The following is an 18,341-nucleotide window of genomic DNA, read 5'->3' on the forward strand; positions in this document are numbered from 1 at the left end:
AGCAAGATTCATCAATGCTTTTGGCTGACTAAATGCGTGACAACAGCGCGCAGCCCTCAGGGTGACTGCTGTCTGATCGGGATCAGATCGGGGTCGGGGCGGACCTACTCGTAGACGGTGAGGTCGCCGTATGCGCGAAGCAGACCGGGCAGACCACTCGCACGCCCGCGGAGCGCGGAGTCCAGGAACGCGGTGGTGGCGTCCGCGGTGACGCGCAGCCCTTCGGAGCGTCCGACCGTGCCGACGAGGGAGGGCAGGGGCGGGAAGTAGAGGGCGGCGTCGGTGAACGAGAGGTGCCCGGTGCCGGGGATGTCGAGGCGGTAGTTCGTCTCCTCACCGCGCCCCAGGACGCGGTCGAGGTCGGGAACGTAATCGGCGTTCTCCTCCACGGAGACCGGGCTGGTGATGGCGAGGGCCGGCTGACCGAACGGCCGCACCCCCGCGTCCCGCAGGCCGCCGTCGATGTTCACGACCGCCCGGTAGCGGGAATCCCGGGCCGCGGCCAGCGCGGCCGCGCCCCCGCGGGAGTGCCCGACCGCCGCGGCCCGCCGCGTGTCCAGGCGCCCGGCCAGCGGCCCCGCGATCTCCCCCCGGTCGAGTCGTTCCAGTTGGTCGAGGACGAACCCGAAGTCGGCCGCGCGCAGGTCGACGTTGTCCTTGACGTACCGCGCCTCCTTCCGCCTGTCCTCGGTGACGGTCTCCTTGTTGCGGCTGCGGACGGGGCGGCCGTCGACGAAGGTGAGGGCCGCGTCGTACGGGTGGTCCAGAGTCGCCACAACGTAGCCGCGGCTGGCCCATTCCTGCGCCAGCACGGTGTTGGACGTACGCACTCCCGACAGCCCCGGAGAGAACACGATCACCGGGAACCGTCCGGCCCCCGGGGCGACCGGGGCGTCGAACACGGCAGCGGTGCGGGCCCGCGCCACGTCGGAGACCAGGAAGCGGGGTATGCCGAAGGAGTCGGCCAGGGCGTTCTGGACCTCCGCCGCCTCCTGCGGCGTACGGGCGCCGTTGTAGGACGGCTGCCCGTCCGCCCGGTCCGGCCGCGCCGGGTACCACAGCTGGACCGGTACGGTGCGGCGGTCGTCGGGGGCGGCGGTGAAGGTCTCCGGGCGCTCGGGGTCGGACCACTCCATCACGGTGGTGCCGACCGCGAACCGGCCGGCGGGCTCGGGGAACACCGGTGTCGGCAGCGCCCAGGCGGCCAGCGGGCCGGCGGCGATCACCGCGAGCACGGCAGCCGTGCCCGGCAGGGCCATCCACCACGACAGCCGCCGGACCGGACGCCCGGCACGCTGCCGCAGCAGCGCCACCACGACGAGAAGGAGCACGACTCCGGCGCCGGCGAGGACGGGCACCATCCGCCAGCGCGCCCCCAGGGCCAGCACCACCGCCGTCGTGGCGATCACCGCCGCGGCGGCGACGAGTGACGCGCGGCGCCTCACCCGGGCCGGAAGCCAACGGGTCAGGGCCAGTGCGGCGGCGCAGAGCACGGCCAGGATCTCCCACAGGGACATGCGGACTCCAGTGATCTTCGGATCGGTGGATGTTCATCGTTGGCGCGGCGGCCGCCCCTGCGCGTCAACCAAGAGGCCCCGGAAGAATGCGACTTGGGGCGTACGGCGACCGGCGGGACTGCTACCCGAGTCGCATCGGCCCCGGCGCCGGGGCCCGACCGGGACGTCCGGTTCGGCGCCCGACCGCTCCGCCGTCAGACGCACCCTCCCGCTGAGCCCCTCCACCCCTTTCCCCGCCCTTTCCGCCCGGCCCCCGGAGGCCGTCGCACATTCCTAGGTCGCATGACCTATATTGAGTTCCATGAAACGACTTCCCGCAGACGAGGTACGCCTCGATCCGTCCGGCCCGGTCCTGATCACCGGCGGATACGGCACCGTCGGGTCGGAGATCGCCCGGATGGTCTCCGCCGACGCCCCGGTCCTGCTCACCGGGCGCTCCGCCGACCGCGGCCACGCCCTGGCGGCCGAACTGGGGGGCGAGGCCCGCACCTGGGACCTGGCCGGACCCGCGCCGTTCCGGGCGGCCGTCCGGGCCGTGATCAGCTCGGTGAACGACCCCGACGACCGGGTGCTGCGCGCCGCGGCGGCCGGCGGCGTCCCGTACGTGGACATCACGCGGTGGACCAGCAGGCTGCATCGTGCGGCCGCCCTGACCGTGCCGCTCCGGCCGGAGTCCCCGGTGCTGCTGTCCTCGGCCTGGATGGGCGGGGTCAGCAGTCTGGTCGCCGCAGCCCTGGCGGCGGACCTCGGTGGCGCGGAGCGGGTCGAGATCGCGGTGTGCTGGGACACGGCCGACCGCGCCGGGGCGGATTCCGTGGAGTTCATGGACCGGCTGGGCACGAGGTTCGAGGTGGTCGAGGACGGGACCCGCCGCCTGGTGGCGCCGCTGACGGGGGCGGAGACCGTGGAGATCGGCGGTACGCCCGTACGGGTCGCCCGTATCGACACACCGGAACAGTTCACCCTTCCCCTGACGCTGGGCACCACGACCGCGGTCACCCGCCTCGGGTTCTCCTCGCCGGCCACGACGCGCGCCCTGTTCGCCCTGCGGCGGGCGGGCTTCTTCACCTGGGGTTCGGGGGAGCGCTGGACGCCGCTGCGCCGGGCCGTGCTGTACGCACCCGGCGAGGGCGGCACGGCCCGGATGCGCGTCGACGTCTCCCACGGCGGGAAGACCCGCACCGCGACGGTCACCGATGCACGCGGCCAGCACCATATGACCGCGGCCGGCGCCGTTCTCGGGCTGCGCCGCGTCCTCGGGACGGACGGCCGGCCCGCGCCTGGCGGAGCGGTGTTCCCGGAGCAGCACCCCGCCCCCGGCCAGGCCCTCGAAGCGCTCGCGGACCTGGGCGTCGAGGTCGCCCTCGACGACCGGGAGCAGCCCAGGCCCGGAGGGGTCGCCGCGTGAGCGCCGTTCCGACCCCGAAGGGCAAGCAGCGGCGCGAAGCCCTCCTCGACGCCGCCGAACACATCCTCGCGTCGTCCGGAGGCTCCGAACTCACCCTGCGCGCGGTCGCCGACGCGGCGGGTGTGCGGCTGGGACACCTCCAGTACTACTTCCCCTCGCGCTCCGCCCTGCTGACCGCGCTTCTCTCCCGCATCCTCGACACCTCGCTGGAACGGGTCGCCCGGCTCGCCGCACCGCCGGACGGTGACGGCATCACCGCCCTGCTCGACGGGGTCCTCGCCGATCACGACGACCAGGCCCTGGTACGGCTGTTCACGGAAGTGTGGGTGATGGCCGCACACGACGGAGAGGCCGCGGAGGCCGTCCGGGACTTCTACGACCGCTACGCGGCCCATGTGACGGAACTCCTCGACCGGCAAGGCGCGGGCGCGCCCAGGGATGACGCCCGGCAGAGGGCCGAGGTGTTCGTCATGCTCATGGAAGGAGCCGCCCTGTTCCGCTCGGGCGTGGCCGGGCGGCGGAGCACCGCGACCGACGCCCGCCTGCGTCGCACCCTCCACGCCGTCCTCACGGGGGTGGACGGATGAGGACACGGACAGCGCAGGGCCGAGCCGGGACAGCGGTGCTGCTGCACGGCTGGCCGGTCACCACGGCACACTGGCGGCACTTGGTCCCGGCGCTCGAAGCGGCCGGTATCGCCGCGCCTGACCACCGACGTCAACCGGGCTCGTCTTCGACCGGTCCGGCCACTACCCGGCGGAGCAGGAAGCGGCCGACGTCAACCGGGCCGTCGTCCGCTTCCTGCTCCGGCATCCATGAGCCTGCCGGTACTCGCCGGCCCCTGCCTCACCGGCCCCCGGGCGCGACCACCGTCACCCGTCGTGCCGCCCGGCGCCCATCGGGGCGGCACCCGGGAGGGCGAGGACCAGCTTTCCCCTCACCCGCCCCCGCTCGCTGACGCGGTGTGCCTGCGCCGCCTCCGCCAGGGGAAGGACGGCCTGGACTTCGACGTGCAGCGAGCCGGTGTCGATGAGCGCGCCGATCCTGCGCAGGGCCTCGCCGTCCGGAGCCACCACCACCCGGCGGGCGGTGATCCCGGGCAGGCGGTGCGCCTCGTCCACCGGTTCCGGGAGGGTGATGAGGGTGCCCCCGGGACGCAGCAGCGGCCAGGCGGCGTGCTGGGTCGGGCCGCCGACGGTGTCCAGAACGATGTCGAACGGACCCGCGGCGGCCAGATCCGCCCCCGCCCGGTCGACGGGTGCGTGGACGCCGAGCCGGTCCAGGAACTCCAGGTTGCGGGCGGAAGCGGTGGCCGTGACATGCGCTCCGAGGTGCCGGGCGAGCTGCACGGCGAAGTGCCCGACGCCGCCGGCGCCCGCATGGACCAGGACGCGCAGCCCGGCGGCGGCGCCGGCCGCCTCCAGCGCCTGCCAGGCCGTGAGCGCGGCGAGGGGCACGGCGGCGGCCTCCGCGAACGTGAGGGTCGCCGGCTTCGGCGCCACGGCGGAGGCGGGCAGGACCGCCAGCTCCTGGTAGGCACCGCCGTACGGCAGCGGGAGCATCCCGTACACGGCCTCACCGACCGCCGGTCCGCCGGGCACGGTGGCCCGCACGACCCCCGCCACGTCCCACCCGATGCCCTGGGGGAAGGGCCGGTCGTTGCGCACCGCCCCCTCACGGTGCTTCCAGTCCACGGGGTTCACACCGGCCGCCCGGACCTCCACCAGGACATCTCCGTCCCCGGGAACCGGGTCCGGCCGCCGTGTGAGCTCCAGGACGCTCTCGTCGCCGTACCGGGAAAAGACCATGGCCTGCATCAGGGGACTCCTGTCGTGTGGCATGACGTGCGCCGCCCCGCCGGGCGGTGCGGTGGGGTGCGATGGCACCTGAGCACCACCCTCGGCGCCACGTCCCCGCGCAGCCAGTACCCGCCGAGTACCAGGCACGGCCCTCGGGGGGTACTGGCAGGGACAGGCCGACTGAGACGACCGCCGCGCATACTGGCGCTCATGAAGTCGCAGAACGAACTGGGCCGTTACCTCGCGGTGCGGCGCTCCCGCGTCACACCGCGGTCGGCCGGGATCACCGTCCTCGACCGGCGCAGGGTCCCGGGGCTGCGCCGCGAGGAGGTCGCCGACCTCGCCGGAGTGAGCGCCGTCTACTACACGCGCCTGGAACAGGGGCGCGCACGCAACCCCTCGGACGCCGTCCTGGACGCCCTGGCGCGGGTACTGCTGCTCGACCCGACCGAGCGCGCCCATCTGCACGACCTCGCGCACCGAGGCCGTGACGGCCGGACCGCTCACCGCACTGCCCCACCCGGCGGTGAGCGCGGTACGGACGAGAACGGCGAGCACGGTGCGGGCGCAGGCGGTGCGGGCACGCGGGACGGCTTGAAGCGCCTGCTGGCAGCGGTGGGCGCCGTCCCGGCCTACGTTCTCGGTCCCGCGATGGACGTCCTCGACGCCAACGGCCTGGCCCGGTCCCTGCTCGCGCACCCGGGCCGCGAGGCGCCGGCGCGATGGAACCTCGCGCTCCAGGTGTTCCTGGACCCCACCGCCCGTCGGATGTACCCGCGGTGGGAGGAAGTGGCCCGTCAGACCGTCGGGTTCCTGCGCCTGTCCGGCGGCCGCCGCCCCCGGGACCCCCGGCTGGCCGAGGTCGTCGCCCGGCTGAGCGGCCGGAGCGAGGAGTTCCGGTCGATGTGGTCGGAGCAGGAAGTGCGGGACAAGACGTTCGGCACGAAGAGGTTCCGGCATCCGGTCGTGGGGGAGCTGGACCTCGCGTACGAGACGCTCGCGCTGCCCGGCGACGAGGGTTGCCATCTGGTCGTCTTCACGGCCCCGGACCCGCGAGCGGACGCCGCACTGCGCCTGCTCGGCAGCTGGACGGCGGCGGACCCGGTCGGGACGAACGGAACGGTCGGGACGGTCGGGACGAACGGGCCGGAGGAACGGACGCAGCGGCACCGCGTTCCGCCCGGCACGGTGGACGAGCCGGTCAGGCCGGTCGGGTCTGTCGGGTCTGCTGAGTCGAGCGTGGTGGCCGAGCGCGGCTGAGAGGCGGCCGTTCGGCCGGGCGAGTGTCCGGTAGGTCGTGCGCTTTCCACCGTTGCCCCGCGATGACCCCCTCCGTAGGATGTAGCAGGTGATGAGCAATGATGACCCTTACACCCTGCGTCCCGGCCCTCCTCCCGTGGAGACCTATCGCCGACTGCGGGTGACTTCGGGACTGAGCGCGATGAGCACGGCGGCGGCCGAAGCGGGGCTGCCCAACACCTGGCACGGCGTGACGGTGCTGTGCGGGGACGAGCCGGTCGGGATGGGCCGGATCATCGGAGACGGCGGCTGCTTCCTCCAGATCGTCGACATCTGCGTCACTCCGGAACACCAGGGCCGCGGGCTGGGCCGACGCATCATGGCGGAGTTGACGGGCGAACTGGAGCGGCGAGCACCCGCCGGGGCCTACGTCTCGCTGATCGCCGACGGGGACGCCCGGTTCCTGTACGAGAAGTTCGACTTCCGACCCACGGCCCCGGCCTCGATCGGCATGTACCGCACCGTGTGACACCGGCCCGGACCATGGGCGGGCGGGCGCCGAACGGTCACCGCTTGCCGCGATCAGGGCGGGCGTCCGAGCACTCCGCGACCGGCGCGGGCCGGAGCCCGCGGGCGAGCGCGAATACACCGCGCAACGTGACATTGTATAGTGCGGTGACATATCTGAAGGGGAACGCATGAGTGAGCTGAAGTCCCGCAAACTCATCTCGGTGCAGGAACATCTGCGCGACCAGGTGGCCAACGCCCTGCGGGCCGCGCTGATAGCGGGGGAACTCCAGCCCGGCGTGATCTACTCGGCGCCCACCCTGGCCGCCGAGTACGGCGTCTCGGCCACACCCGTACGGGAGGCCATGCTGGATCTGGCCCGGGAGGGCCTGGTCGAGGCGGTGCGCAACAAGGGCTTCCGGGTCACCGAGCTCTCCGAGCGCGACCTGGACGAGTACACCGAGATCCGCGCGCTCATCGAGATCCCCACCATCGGCCGGGTGACCCGCACCGCTTCCCGCGAGCAGCTGGAGGCGGTGCGCCCGGTGGCCGAGGAGATCGTGGCCGCCGCACAGCGGGGCGACCTGATCGGCTACCTGGAGTCGGACCGCCGCTTCCATCTCGACCTGCTCGCCCTCGCGGGGAACGCGCGCCTCGTCGAGACGGTGGCCGATCTGCGCAAGCGCTCCCGGCTGTACGGACTCACCGACCTGTCCCAGGAAGGGACGCTGGTGGGTTCGGCGCGGGAGCACACCGCACTCCTGGACATCATGATCGAGGGCGACGCGGAGGCCGCCGAGGAACACATGCGCCGCCATCTCGCGCATGTACGGACCCTGTGGGCGGCCCGGAAGCGCGAGGCCGAACGCGCGGCGCCGTCCCGCAAGCTCGGCGCGCGCTGACACACGAGCCGGCCGGGGGCGGCGCGTGTTGCCGCTCCCGGCAGCCGAGTCCCGCCCACCTCACCGCCCCGGAAGCGGCGTTGACTGCTTCCGCCGGTGGGCCGCGACAGCCACCACCAGGTCCTGCCAGCCCATACCGCACGTCTTCACCACCAGTGGCCGGCCGGCCGGGACGGCTGCCCGGCCGGCCGCCAGGTCCGCCAGGGTGACCAGCCGGTCCGGGTCGAGCGCGCCCTCACGGATCGCCAGCACCACGTCGCCCGCCTCACGGAGGGCGGTCTCCCGGCTCTCCACCAGCACCGTCGCGCGTCGCATCAGCGCGCCGTCGAGCTCCCGCGCGTCCGGTTCGTGCGAGCCGACCGCCAGTACCACCGACTCGTCGGACAACAGCCGCCCGTCGAGCACCGGTTCGCGCGCGGACGTCGCCGTGACGACGACGTGGGCGCGCCGCACCGCGGCCGCCACCGCCTCGTCGCCCGCGGCCGGATGGCGGTCCGCCCAGCCGGGCACGGGCCCGCCGCGCCGGGTGACGACCGTGACGTCACCGACCGGGGCGTGCGCCCGGACGGCGGCGACGTGCCCCTCCCCCTGGGGGCCCGCGCCGAAGACCACCAGGCGCAGTTCACCCGGCCGGCCGGCGAGCGCCCGCAGCCGCTCCCGACAGGCCGCGACCGAGACCGCCGGGGTGCGCAGGGACGTCAGCGCCACCCCGTCCAGGAGGGCCACCGGCGTCAGCGTCGCGCTGTCGTGCAGCAGATACGTGGCGTTGATCCGCCGCAGCCCGCGCCCGGGGTTGCCGGGTGCGACGGTGGCGACCTTCACTCCGAACCAGCCGCCGTACTCCGCGGGCATGAGCAGCCCCTGACCGTGAGCCAGTGGCACGACCGCCCTCGGTACGCCGCCGTCCGGGTCGAGCCCCCCGGCCAGCGCCTCCCGGACCGCTGCCACGGCGGCGGCCGGGCCGAGCGCGGCCACGTCCGCCGCGTCGAGCGTCGCGGTCATCGCAGCACGAACCCGGGTACGAGGGTGTCGTCCGGATCGACGATGAAGCGGCCGGTCCCGGTGGCGTACGCGGTGCCCGTCACGGCGGGAACGACCGCGGGACGGCCGCGCACCGTGGTGAGCCGCTCGATGCGGGCACGGAAGACGGAGCCCACCACCGACTCGTGCCGCAGCTCGTCACCGAGGCGGAGTTCCCCGGAGCCGGCCAGGAGCGCCACCCGGGCCGCGGTGCCCGAACCGCACGGGGAGCGGTCGACCTGGCCGTCCGCGAACACCGTGACGTTGCGGTGGTGCAGTTGCCGGGTGCCGTCGGGCCGTTCGACCGGGGAGCCTGCCTCCTCGGTGAACACGGTCCCGTAGACGCCGGACAGCCGCGGGTCGTCGGGGTGCTGGGCGGCGTCGGCGGCGTTCAGCGCGTCGCGGATCTCGCGTCCGGCCGCGATGAGCGCGGTGACGTCCCCCGGCCGGACCCGCGGGCCGGTGCCGAGAGCGGCCACGGGGAGAACCGCGTACATGGCGCCGCCGAAGGCGATGTCGACGGTGAGGGTCCCGTACGAGGTTTCCACCTCGACACCGCGTGCGTGGACGTGGCCGGGGACGTTGACGAAGGTCACGTCCGCGACCCTCCCGCCCGCCGTGCGCACGCTCGCCGTCACCCGGCCGGAGGGGACGTCGACGACGACGTCCGCCGTGCCGTCGGCCGGCGCCGGGACGCGGCCGGTGGCGACCGCCCAGGCGCCCAGGCGCCCAGGCGCCCAGGGCGATCGTGCCGTGGCCGCAGGCCGTGGAGAAGCCGTCCGTGTGCCAGAAGAGGGCGCCGAGATGGGCCCCGGCGTCGTCGGGCGGGACCAGGAAGGCCCCGTACATGTCGGCGTGGCCACGCGGCTCCCCGCACAACAGGGCCCGGGTCCACTGTGCTTCGGCGTCGGCGACGGCGGCCGTACGGCGCTCGGCGACCGTGAGCCCCGGCCCGGTCACGGCCGGCGGGGACACGGGCACGATCCGGAAGGGCTCCCCGCCCGTGTGCCAGTCGGCCGTCTCGATCGGTCCGGTGTACGGGCGGGAGGCTCCTGTCGGTCCGGTGCGGGGAAGGGCGGTTCCCGTCTGCGCGGCACACGGGCGGGTGGATTCCCTCGGCCCGGTGTACGGGCGGGTGTCTTCCCTCGGCCCGGAGTGCGGGCGGGTGTCTTCCCTCGGCCCGGTGTACGGGCGGGTGTCTTCCCTCGGCCCGGAGTGCGGACGAGTGGTTCCCGTCGGTCCGGCGCACGGATCGGGGGCGTCCATCGACTCGGTGTGCCCGGCGGCGGTCATACGGTGAATCCCTCCGGGTAGGGGTCGGCCGGGTCCAGCAGATACTGCGCCGTCCCGGTGATCCAGGCACGGCCGGTGACGGAGGGCAGGACGGCGGGCCGGCCGCCGACGGTGCCCTCGTCCAGGATGCGCCCGGTGAAGCGGGAGCCGATGAAGGACTCGTTGACGAAGTCCTGCCCGGTCTTCAGGAGTCCGCGCGCGTGCAGCTGGGCCATCCGGGCACTGGTCCCCGTCCCGCAGGGCGAGCGGTCGAACCAGCCCGGGTGGATGGCCATGGCGTGCCGCGAGTGCTCGGCGGTGGAGCCGGGGGCCTCCAGATAGACGTGGTGGCAGACGTCGATGGCGGGGTTCTCCGGGTGGACCACCGGGTTCTGCTCGTTGACCGCCCGCATGACGGCCAGGCCCGCGTCGAGCAGCCGGCCCTTCTCCGCCCGGTCGAAGGGGATGCCGAGGTCCTCGGTGCGCACGATCGCGTAGAAGTTGCCGCCGTACGCCATGTCGTAACGGACCGGGCCGAACCCCGCCACCTCGACGACCTGGTCCAGCGCGTGGCTGTAGGAGGGGACGTTCTCCAGGGTGACGGACTCCGCCCGGCCGTCGCGCACGGCGACCCGTGCCGTGACGAGACCGGCGGGCGTGTCGAGGCGGATGAGGGTCTGCGGCTCGACCGCCTCGACCATGCCAGTCTCCACCAGGACCGTCGCCACGCCGATGGTGCCGTGGCCGCACATCGGCAGGCAGCCGGAGACCTCGATGAACAGCACGCCGAAGTCGGCGTCCGGCCGGGTCGGGGGCTGGAGGATCGCGCCGGACATGGACGCGTGGCCACGCGGCTCGCACATCAGCAGGGTGCGCAGCCCGTCCCGTTCGGCCATGAACCGCTGCCGCCGCTCCGCCATGGTCGCGCCCGGCAGAACGCCCACCCCGCCGGTGATCACCCGGGTCGGCATGCCCTCGGTGTGCGAGTCGACCGCGTGGTAACAGACCCTGGAACGCACGTCAGTTCACCCCCGCGTCGATGAGGGCCTGGGTCGCGGAACGTACGACCGCCTCGGTCTCAGGGTCCAGGGCCTGGCGGGGCGGCCGGCACACGCCGCCGGTCCGGCCGATCATGTCCTGGCCGAGCTTGATCGCCTGGACGAACTCGGTCCTGCTGTCCCAGCGCAGTACGGAGTGGAGCCGGCGGTAGAGGGGGAGGGCGCTGGTGAGGTCGCCGGCCAGCGCGGCCTCGTACAGGTCGAGGCAGGCGCGCGGGAAGACCTGGGGGTACCCGGCGACCCAGCCCTTGGCCCCGGCGACGGCGACTTCGAGGAGGGTGTCGTCGGTGCCGATGATCAGGTCGAGCCCGGGGGCGAGTTCGTTGATGGCGTAGCACCGCCGGACGTCCCCGGAGAACTCCTTCACGCCCACGATGAACCCCTCGGCGTGCAGCTTGGCCAGCAGTTCGGGGCGCAGGTCGACCTTGGTGTCGATGGGGTTGTTGTAGGCGGTGACGGGCAGACCGGCGGAGGCCACCATCGCGTAGTGCTCCAGGACGGCGCGGTCGTCGGCCCGGTAGGCGTTGGGCGGCAGGCACATGACGGCCCGGCAGCCGGCGTCCTTGGCGAAGAGCGCGTGCCGCCGGGCCTCGACCGCGCCGTACGCGCCGACGCCCGGCATCACGGTGAAGCCCTCGGGGGCGTGGGCGACGGCGGTCTCGACGACGCGGTCGCGCTCCTCGTACGTGAGGGTCTGGTACTCGCCCAGCGACCCGTTGGGGGCCACGCCGTGCAGGCCCTGTTCGGCGAGCCAGGCGACGTTGTCCCCGTAGGCGCCGTGGTCGACGGCGAGATCCCGGCCGAAGGGGAGGCTCGTCGCGACGATGACACCGTGCCAGGGCATACGGGTGGGGGCCGTGGGGTCGACGCTGTCCATGGGAACTCCTCAGATGGGTTGGGACGGGGTGCCGTCGGCGGGGGACCCGCCGGAATCGGCGAGCGCGCCCAGGGTGACGGGGGTCGCGATCAGCCGTTCGGCGGGGGTGTAGGGCTCGGCGCGGGCGGCGACGAGGCAGTGCACGGCGGGCCCGCACATCCGGCCCTGGCACCAGCCCATACCCGCCCTGGTCAGCTGTTTGACCTGCCGGTGGTCGGGGGCCGGACCGTCGGTGCGGGCGGCGCGGACCGCACCGGCGGTGACCTCCTCGCAGCGGCAGACCGTGGTGTCGTCGGTCAGCCAGGCAGGCCAGTCCCGCGGCACGGGGTGCGCCTCGGCCAGAGCGCGGGCGAAGGCGCGGTGCCGGGCCACCGCCCGGCGCTCCGCGGCCAGGGGCCGAACGCCCGGCCGGCCCGGCGCGCGGAGGTCGGTGAGCACGGAGACGGCCGCCACGCGCCCCTCGCTCAGCGCGAGCGCCGCCCCGCCCACCCCGCAGGTCTCGCCCGCCGCGTAGAGGCCCGGAACGGTGGTGCGCTGTCCGGCGTCGACGGCGGCGGCCACGGTGCCGTCGCCCGCGTCGGCGAGGTCGCAGCCGAGCGGAAGCAGCAGGTCGAGCTGGGGGACGAAGCCCCAGCCGACGCCCACGGTGTCGGCCTCGATCCGCCGCTCGGTCCCCGGGAGCGGTGCCCCGTCGGCGTCCAGGGACGCGGTGCGTACGACGGCGACCCGCCCCTCTCCTTCGGCGCCGACGATGCCGGTACGGGTGCGGAACGGGATCCGGTGCCGGGCGAGCACCCCCGCGTAGCCGACGGCTTCGGCCCACTTGGCGGGATGGCGCAACAGAGGCGCGGGGTGGCGCAGCCAGGCCGAGGGCGCCGCCGCCTCGCACACCGCGACGACCTCCGCGCCGCGTGCGGCGAGGGCGGCGGCGACGGGCAGCAGGAAGGGGCCGGTGCCGCCGAGGACCACGCGCCGGCCGGCCACCACTCCCCCGCCCTTGAGCAGCGCCTGGAGCCCGCCGGCGGTGAGCACCCCGGGCAGGTCCCAGCCGGGGAAGGGGAGTTGGCGGTCGTAGGCGCCGGTCGCCACCAGCAGGGCCGGCGCGCGCAGCACGACGGCCCGCTCCTCGGGCGGGCTGCCCCGGTCCACGGCGTGGACGGTGAAGCCGTCCGCCGCCGCGGCCGTGGTCCAGACGTGGTGGTCGAGCAGGAGGGTGAGCCGTCCGGTGCGCTCGTGAGCGGCCAGGGCGGCGCGCAGGGCCCGGTAGGTGCGCAGGTCGTGGTGGAGGTCCTCGGTGGGGACGGCGTCGCGCGCGTGGTCCGGCGGGTGACGCCAGAACTGACCGCCCGGAGCGGGGCCCGAGTCGACCAGGGCGACCCGGAGCCCGCCGTCCAGGGAGGTGGCGGCGGCGGCCATGCCGGCCGGTCCCGCGCCCACCACCACGAGGTCGTGGGGCTGCCGCGGCGCGGCGCGGTCGCCGGGGTGCCGGGGCTCAGGCATCGTCGCCCTCCCCCGTCGTGACGGCCATGCCCGCGCGGGCCCGCACCAGGCAGGCGCGCTGCCCGCGCCGCCCGTCGACGGTGACCAGGCAGTCGTAGCAGACGCCGATCCCGCAGAAGACGCCCCGGGGCCGCTGCCCGCCCCGGGTGGTCCGCCAGGCGCCCCGGCCCGAGGCGACGAGCGCGGCGGCCAGAGTCTGTCCCGGGACGAACGCCAGGGGTTCGCCGTCCACGGTGACGGCGGGTTCGGTGTCGGCGGGTTCGGTGACGGCGGGTTCGGTGTCGGCGGGTTCGGTGGGTCCGTGGGTCTCCGCGGCCGCTCGGGTCACTTCGGCACACCTCCGGTCGTGAGGAATCGGTCGGGCAGGAGGCCGGTGTGGGCGGCCGGATCGGCACCGCGCCACGGGCGGCCGAGCAACTGGGCGGTGATCAGGGCGCCGGTGCCGGGGGCGAGGCCGATGCCCGCGCCCTCGTGGCCGCACGCGTGGAGGACGCCGGGGACCCGGGGGTCCGGGCCGACGACCGGCAGGTGGTCGGGGCAGTACGGCCTGAACCCCCGGTAGGCGCGGATCAGATGGACGTCGCGCAGGAACGGGAAGAGGCGGCACGCCTGCGCGGCGAGCAGGGCCACCACGGCCGGGTTCATCGCGGTGTCGAAGCCGACGCGTTCACGGCTGGCGCCGATCAGGACGGTGCCGGCCCGGGTGCCCTCGACGACGCACGAGGTCTCCAGGCCCGCGTCGCTGGAGGCGACGCCCGCGACGTAGTCGGCGGAGTAGACCTTGTGCCGGATCATCGGCGGCAGCGGTTCGGTGACGAGGACGAAGCCCCGGCGCGGCAGGATCCCGACGGGGGCGCCGAGGCGGCGGCCGACCTCGCCGCCCCACGTCCCGGCCGCGTTGACCACGGCGTCGGCGGCCAGTACCGAACCGTCGGCCGTGCGGACTCCGGTGATCCGCCCGCCGGTTCCCGTGACGGCGGCGACGGCCTCGCCGCTGTGGACCCGGGCGCCGCTCCGGACGGCGGCCCGCAGCAGTGCGGCCGCGGCGAGGACGGGCTGCACCTGGGCGTCCTGCGGGTAGTGGACACCGCCGGGAAGACCGCGCGCGATGTGCGGTTCGAACTCGTCCGCCCGGTCGACGCGTTCGGTACGGACACCGGCCGCCTCCTGGCGTGCGGCGAAGGTGTGCAGGGCGGCGAGGCCTTCGGGGGTGCTCGCGACGACCAGCCCGCCCTTGTTCTCGAACTCCACGGATCGCGGGCCCAGTTCCTCGCTCGCCTCGTCCCAGAGGTCACGGCTGAGCCGGGCCAGCTCCAGCTCCGGGCCGGGCTCCTTGTCGGAGAGCAGGATGTTCCCCTCCCCCCGGCTGGTGGTGCCCGCGCCGACCGGACCACGGTCGAGCACCGTGACGCCGAGACCGGCGCGGGCGGCGTGAAACGCGCACGCGGCGCCCACAATGCCCGCGCCGACGATGACGACTTCCATGACCACTCCTCGGCGTCCGCACGACCGCCCACTAGTGCAATGTCACATGCCATTGCTTAGGCTATACATCCGGACGACCGGAGGACAACGCCACCGCAGGGGTGACTTTCCCCGGCGCGCCGGCCCCCGGACGCCCCGGACACGCGACACCCGCCCCCGGACAACCGCGACCCCACCCCCGGCACCCAGCACCCAGCACCCAGCACCCAGCACCCGACGACGGTGCGCCGCCACCGGCGCACACAGGGAGACACCTCACCGTGAGCCCGACCGAGAACCCGCCCGCCGAACACACCCCACCGACCGGCCAGTCGGCACCCCTGACCGGACAATCACCCCTGACCGCCCGGTCGACGCCCCTGACCGGACAGTCACCCCTCACCGGACATGCACCGCTGACCGGGCAGTCGCTCCTGGCCGGCCGCGAGGTCACCGGCACGGGCGCCCCCTGGCACGCGCTGGCCGCCGCGACCGGCGAACCGTTCGGCCCTCCGTACCGGGACGCCTCGACGGAACAGGTCGCCGAGGCGGCCCGGCTCGCCGCGGCGGACGCCCGCGCCTTCCGCACCCTGCCGCCCGAGCGGCGGGCGGCCTTCCTCGACGCCTGCGCGGAGGAGATCGAGGCGCTCGGCGACGCCCTGCTGGAGCTCGCGGCCCGCGAGACCGGACTCACGCCGGCCCGGCTGACCGGCGAACGGGACCGCACCTGCCGCCAGTTGCGCCTCTTCGCCGATCTCGTCAGGAGCGGATCGGCTCTCGGCGTCCGGATCGACTCCGGGCCCTCGGGCACAGACGTCCGGCTGCGACGGGTCCCTCTCGGTCCGGTGGCCGTGTTCGGTGCGAGCAACTTCCCCCTGGCGTTCTCGGTCGCGGGCGGCGACACCGCCTCCGCGCTGGCCGCCGGCTGCCCCGTGGTGGTCAAGGCTCATCCGGCCCACCCGGGCACCGGCGAGGCGGTGGCCCGCGCCGTCACGGCGGCCGCCGCGCGCACCCGCGTACCGGCCGGGGTGTTCTCGCTGGTGGTGGGCCGGGGACACGAGGTGGGCCTCGCCCTCGTCGAGGACCCGCGCATCGCCGCGGTGGGATTCACCGGGTCGAGGGCCGGGGGGCTGGCCCTGGTCGCCGCCGGGCGGGCCCGTCCCGTGCCCGTCCCGGTCCACGCCGAGATGTCCGCGGTCAACCCCGTGATCGTGCTCGACGGGGCGCTCGCCGAACCGGAACCGGCCGCCGAGGGCTACGTGGCGTCGCTGACCGGCGGGGCGGGGCAGTTCTGCACGAACCCCGGCCTGCTCCTGCTGCCGGCCGGACCGGCGGGCGACGCCTTCCTCGCCGCGGTGGCCCGGACCCTGAGGACGGCGGAGGGCCAGGTCATGCTCACCCCGGACATCGCCCGGGCGTACACCGAGGGCGTACGGCGGTGGGCGGCCGTCCCCGGTGTGCGGGAGGCGGCCCGGGGCACGGCCGGGCCCGGCCCGTACGCACCGGCTCCCGTGGTCCTGACGTGCGACGCGGCCGTGTACGGGGCGGACGAGGGCCTCACGGGCGAGGTCTTCGGGGCCGCTGGGCTCGTCGTACGCTGGTCCGGCACGGAGGAACTCCTGGGCCTGCTGGAGGGGTTGGAGGGCCAGCTCACCGCCACCCTGCACGGTGCGGACACCGACCGGACGACGGCCCTGCAACTGCTTCCGGTACTGGAGGAGCGGGCGGGCCGGGTCCTGTGGGGCGGCTGGCCCACCGGCGTGGAGGTCTGCCACGCGATGGTGCACGGAGGGCCGTGGCCCGCGACGAGCTCCCCCGCGGCGACGAGCGTCGGCACGCTCGCCGTCGAACGCTGGCTCCGGCCGGTCTGCTACCAGTCGTTCCCCGACGCCCTCCTGCCCGCCGAACTGCGTGACGGCACCGCCCCGCACCCCCGGGACCCGGGGCCCGCCCTCACGTCGAGGCCGTGACCTCGGGCCGGACCGGGGCCGTACGCCTCCGGCCGCCGCTCAGCGGCCGGAGGCGCGGCGCCGAGACCGCTCAGCAGGGCGTGGCGCTCCTCCGGGACCCGCTCGGGGCGGGAAGGACGTCGTCGGCTTCGACCTGGTCGAGTCCCTGTTCCGGCATCTGATGGCGGGCGCGGCCGGGCGTACGCGAGGGCGCGATCTCCTCGTCCGCGCCCTTCAGGGGGCTGCGCCCGGGATGCACGACCGCGCTGGGCCGGCGAGTGCAGCCTCCGCAGCGGACCCCTCGCCGGTGCGGGGGGTCCGGGTGCGGTAGGAGTGGCCGAGTTCCGGGCCGAGTCCGAAGTAGTGGCGGAAGTTGTAGATGAGGGGGCTCCAGGCGGCGGGGTCGATGTGGTCGGTGCCCGGAACGACGATGCGGGAGTCGGCGTGCACCTTGCGCACGACGGCCTCGACGATGACGAAGTCCCCGGAAGCATCCGGCCGCACCCGCTCGGCGCGGGCCTCCAGCTGGATCGGGCATCCGGCCACCCGCGGCGGCCGGACCACCTGGGACGGTTCGCCGGTCAGACCGGCCGCGGCGAACTTGTCCGGCTCGAAGCGGCAGCCCTGGGGCTTGGAAGCGGGCACGGGGTGCCGGCCGGTCAGCGGCGCCAGCCGCTCCACCGCCGGCCACTGGGCGGGGGCCGGCAGGCTGATGACCAGGTCGGGGCGGCTGCCGAGGTTGTACGCGGTCTGCCCCTCACGGCCCAGCCCGATCACCACCGTCCGCCCGAGGGCCCAGGCGGAGGATATCGGGGCGAGGTTGAACGAGCCGTCCTGATTCTCTGTCGACAGGAGCACCACGGGCGTCCCGAAATACAGGACGCTCGGCTCGATCTCCAGGTGGGTGGCGGCTGTCTGCTGCGCGGGCAGGATGCTGGGAGGTGCCGTGTTCATGGCGGGGAGCCTAGGGTCCGGTCGATTCGGCCGGGGCCGAAGTGTCCCCGGGGGACAATGGGCCGTATGGACGTGCAGCGCACACCTGGAACCGGTCCCGGCCTGGCCACCGTGGCGAAGCTTCTGGCCGACGGTACGCGGGCGGGCTTCTGTCTGGCCCTGCTCGACGGCCGGGCCTGGACGGCGACGGAGTTGGCACGTCACGCGGGAGTGGCGCCCTCGACCGCGACCGAGCACCTGCACGCGCTCGTCCGCGGAAACCTGCTGGCCGAGGAACGGCAGGGCCGCCACCGCTACGTACGGCTGGCCGGTCCGCACGTCGCCGAGCTGGTCGAAAGTCTCGCCGCGATGGCGCCCGAGCGCACCCCGGCACCTCGTTCCCTGTCGGCGGCCGGCCGCCGACAGGCCCTCGCCCACGCCCGCACCTGCTACGACCACCTGGCCGGGACCGTCGGGGTCGCCATCACCGACGCGATGCTGGAGCGGGGGCTGCTGGACCTGAGGCACGGACTCGGGCTGACCAGCGCCGGAGCGGCCTGGCTCGAAGATCTCGGCATCACCGTCCCGACCGGCACACGCCGGCCGTCGGTGCGGCCCTGCCTGGACTGGACCGAACGCCGCCCCCACCTGGCCGGCGCCGTCGGTGCCGCGCTGTGCCGTCACGCGTTCGGCACGGGCTGGATCACCCCGGTCGGGACCACGCGCGCCGTTGCCGTCACCGCCCTCGGCCGACAGGCACTCCGCCGGCATCTCGGGCTGTCCGATGAACTCCTGGCACAGAAGTGAGTGACGCTGCGCGGCGCGAAGCGGGCTGTGGCCTGCCGCCCGGTGGCGGCCCGCCCGAAGACGGACAGTCTTCCGACTGCCCACGCCCG

Annotated in this window: 16 protein-coding genes and 1 pseudogene; 7 read left to right on the forward strand and 10 right to left on the reverse strand. The window is 74.7% G+C overall.

The window, feature by feature from the left end; all coding sequences use genetic code 11:
* Positions 1-104: 104 nt before the first annotated feature.
* Positions 105-1,517, reverse strand: a complete 1,413-nt coding sequence (locus KME66_RS06005) for a hypothetical protein (RefSeq protein WP_216319807.1) — start codon at positions 1,515-1,517, stop codon at positions 105-107.
* A 301-nt stretch (positions 1,518-1,818) separates the two neighbouring features.
* On the opposite strand from KME66_RS06005, the gene KME66_RS06010 reads away from it, so the two are divergent.
* Both KME66_RS06010 and KME66_RS06015 read left to right on the forward strand, forming a co-directional pair.
* Positions 1,819-2,925 (forward strand): saccharopine dehydrogenase, encoded by a 1,107-nt coding sequence (locus KME66_RS06010; RefSeq protein WP_216319810.1) that lies wholly within the window; start codon positions 1,819-1,821, stop codon positions 2,923-2,925.
* Entirely contained in the window at positions 2,922-3,512 is a 591-nt protein-coding gene (locus KME66_RS06015; RefSeq protein ID WP_216319812.1) for a TetR/AcrR family transcriptional regulator, read from the forward strand. The genes KME66_RS06010 and KME66_RS06015 overlap by 4 nt, the downstream gene beginning before the upstream one ends.
* Positions 3,513-3,797: 285 nt before the next feature.
* On the opposite strand, the gene KME66_RS06020 is transcribed toward KME66_RS06015, so the two are convergent.
* Positions 3,798-4,742 carry an NADP-dependent oxidoreductase gene (locus KME66_RS06020; protein ID WP_253208242.1) on the reverse strand — a complete coding sequence of 315 codons (945 nt, stop codon included), beginning with the start codon at positions 4,740-4,742 and terminating at the stop codon, positions 3,798-3,800.
* Between the two features lie 192 nt (positions 4,743-4,934).
* On the opposite strand from KME66_RS06020, the gene KME66_RS06025 reads away from it, so the two are divergent.
* The 3 genes from KME66_RS06025 to KME66_RS06035 all read left to right on the forward strand — a co-directional run bounded on the left by KME66_RS06025 (position 4,935) and on the right by KME66_RS06035 (position 7,372).
* Positions 4,935-5,984, forward strand: a complete 1,050-nt coding sequence (locus KME66_RS06025) for a helix-turn-helix transcriptional regulator (protein WP_216319815.1) — start codon at positions 4,935-4,937, stop codon at positions 5,982-5,984.
* A 91-nt stretch (positions 5,985-6,075) separates the two neighbouring features.
* The gene (locus KME66_RS06030; RefSeq protein ID WP_216329110.1) at positions 6,076-6,492 is read left to right on the forward strand and encodes a GNAT family N-acetyltransferase; all 417 of its coding nucleotides are present in this window, start codon (positions 6,076-6,078) and stop codon (positions 6,490-6,492) included.
* A 169-nt stretch (positions 6,493-6,661) separates the two neighbouring features.
* Positions 6,662-7,372: a GntR family transcriptional regulator gene (locus KME66_RS06035; protein WP_216319818.1), complete on the forward strand. Its 711-nt coding sequence runs from the start codon at positions 6,662-6,664 to the stop codon at positions 7,370-7,372.
* Between the two features lie 60 nt (positions 7,373-7,432).
* Here KME66_RS06035 and KME66_RS06040 read toward each other — a convergent pair whose 3' ends face one another.
* The 7 genes and pseudogenes from KME66_RS06040 to KME66_RS06070 form a co-directional block, all read right to left on the reverse strand.
* Positions 7,433-8,374 (reverse strand): ornithine cyclodeaminase family protein, encoded by a 942-nt coding sequence (locus KME66_RS06040; protein ID WP_216319821.1) that lies wholly within the window; start codon positions 8,372-8,374, stop codon positions 7,433-7,435.
* Positions 8,371-9,418 (reverse strand): annotated as a pseudogene (locus KME66_RS06045) (proline racemase family protein). The gene KME66_RS06040 and the pseudogene KME66_RS06045 overlap by 4 nt, the downstream one beginning before the upstream one ends.
* Before the next feature lie 263 nt (positions 9,419-9,681).
* The gene (locus KME66_RS06050) at positions 9,682-10,683 is read right to left on the reverse strand and encodes a proline racemase family protein (RefSeq protein WP_073220711.1); all 1,002 of its coding nucleotides are present in this window, start codon (positions 10,681-10,683) and stop codon (positions 9,682-9,684) included.
* Position 10,684: 1 nt separating this feature from the next.
* The gene (locus tag KME66_RS06055; RefSeq protein ID WP_216319824.1) at positions 10,685-11,599 is read right to left on the reverse strand and encodes a dihydrodipicolinate synthase family protein; all 915 of its coding nucleotides are present in this window, start codon (positions 11,597-11,599) and stop codon (positions 10,685-10,687) included.
* A 9-nt stretch (positions 11,600-11,608) separates the two neighbouring features.
* The gene (locus tag KME66_RS06060) at positions 11,609-13,099 is read right to left on the reverse strand and encodes an FAD-dependent oxidoreductase (RefSeq protein WP_216319827.1); all 1,491 of its coding nucleotides are present in this window, start codon (positions 13,097-13,099) and stop codon (positions 11,609-11,611) included.
* A complete protein-coding gene (locus KME66_RS06065) occupies positions 13,092-13,331 on the reverse strand; it encodes a (2Fe-2S)-binding protein (protein WP_216329112.1) in 240 nt (79 codons plus the stop codon). The genes KME66_RS06060 and KME66_RS06065 overlap by 8 nt, the downstream gene beginning before the upstream one ends.
* Positions 13,332-13,423: 92 nt before the next feature.
* Positions 13,424-14,584 (reverse strand): FAD-binding oxidoreductase, encoded by a 1,161-nt coding sequence (locus KME66_RS06070; RefSeq protein WP_216319830.1) that lies wholly within the window; start codon positions 14,582-14,584, stop codon positions 13,424-13,426.
* Positions 14,585-14,844: 260 nt separating this feature from the next.
* Here KME66_RS06070 and KME66_RS06075 point away from each other — a divergent pair, with 260 nt between their 5' ends.
* On the forward strand, positions 14,845-16,533 hold the full coding sequence (locus KME66_RS06075; RefSeq protein ID WP_253208243.1) for an aldehyde dehydrogenase (NADP(+)): 1,689 nt from the start codon (positions 14,845-14,847) through the stop codon (positions 16,531-16,533).
* 213 nt (positions 16,534-16,746) lie between these two features.
* Here KME66_RS06075 and KME66_RS06080 read toward each other — a convergent pair whose 3' ends face one another.
* Positions 16,747-17,466 (reverse strand): flavin reductase family protein, encoded by a 720-nt coding sequence (locus tag KME66_RS06080; RefSeq protein WP_216319833.1) that lies wholly within the window; start codon positions 17,464-17,466, stop codon positions 16,747-16,749.
* Between the two features lie 57 nt (positions 17,467-17,523).
* Here KME66_RS06080 and KME66_RS06085 point away from each other — a divergent pair, with 57 nt between their 5' ends.
* Entirely contained in the window at positions 17,524-18,252 is a 729-nt protein-coding gene (locus KME66_RS06085) for a helix-turn-helix transcriptional regulator (RefSeq protein WP_216319836.1), read from the forward strand.
* Positions 18,253-18,341 lie beyond the last annotated feature (89 nt).

The organism is Streptomyces sp. YPW6 (genome assembly GCF_018866325.1).
Lineage (GTDB): Bacteria > Actinomycetota > Actinomycetes > Streptomycetales > Streptomycetaceae > Streptomyces.

Bases quoted from the DNA above. Each gene is read 5' to 3' on its own strand.
- KME66_RS06005 (WP_216319807.1), bottom strand. From the start codon at position 1,517: ATGTCCCTGTGGGAGATCCTGGCCGTGCTCTGCGCCGCCGCACTGGCC.
- KME66_RS06010 (WP_216319810.1), top strand. From the start codon at position 1,819: ATGAAACGACTTCCCGCAGACGAGGTACGCCTCGATCCGTCCGGCCCG.
- KME66_RS06020 (WP_253208242.1), bottom strand. From the start codon at position 4,742: ATGCAGGCCATGGTCTTTTCCCGGTACGGCGACGAGAGCGTCCTGGAG.
- KME66_RS06025 (WP_216319815.1), top strand. From the start codon at position 4,935: ATGAAGTCGCAGAACGAACTGGGCCGTTACCTCGCGGTGCGGCGCTCC.
- KME66_RS06030 (WP_216329110.1), top strand. From the start codon at position 6,076: ATGAGCAATGATGACCCTTACACCCTGCGTCCCGGCCCTCCTCCCGTG.
- KME66_RS06035 (WP_216319818.1), top strand. From the start codon at position 6,662: ATGAGTGAGCTGAAGTCCCGCAAACTCATCTCGGTGCAGGAACATCTG.
- KME66_RS06040 (WP_216319821.1), bottom strand. From the start codon at position 8,374: ATGACCGCGACGCTCGACGCGGCGGACGTGGCCGCGCTCGGCCCGGCC.
- KME66_RS06055 (WP_216319824.1), bottom strand. From the start codon at position 11,599: ATGGACAGCGTCGACCCCACGGCCCCCACCCGTATGCCCTGGCACGGT.
- KME66_RS06060 (WP_216319827.1), bottom strand. From the start codon at position 13,099: ATGCCTGAGCCCCGGCACCCCGGCGACCGCGCCGCGCCGCGGCAGCCC.
- KME66_RS06070 (WP_216319830.1), bottom strand. From the start codon at position 14,584: ATGGAAGTCGTCATCGTCGGCGCGGGCATTGTGGGCGCCGCGTGCGCG.
- KME66_RS06080 (WP_216319833.1), bottom strand. From the start codon at position 17,466: ATGAACACGGCACCTCCCAGCATCCTGCCCGCGCAGCAGACAGCCGCC.
- KME66_RS06085 (WP_216319836.1), top strand. From the start codon at position 17,524: ATGGGCCGTATGGACGTGCAGCGCACACCTGGAACCGGTCCCGGCCTG.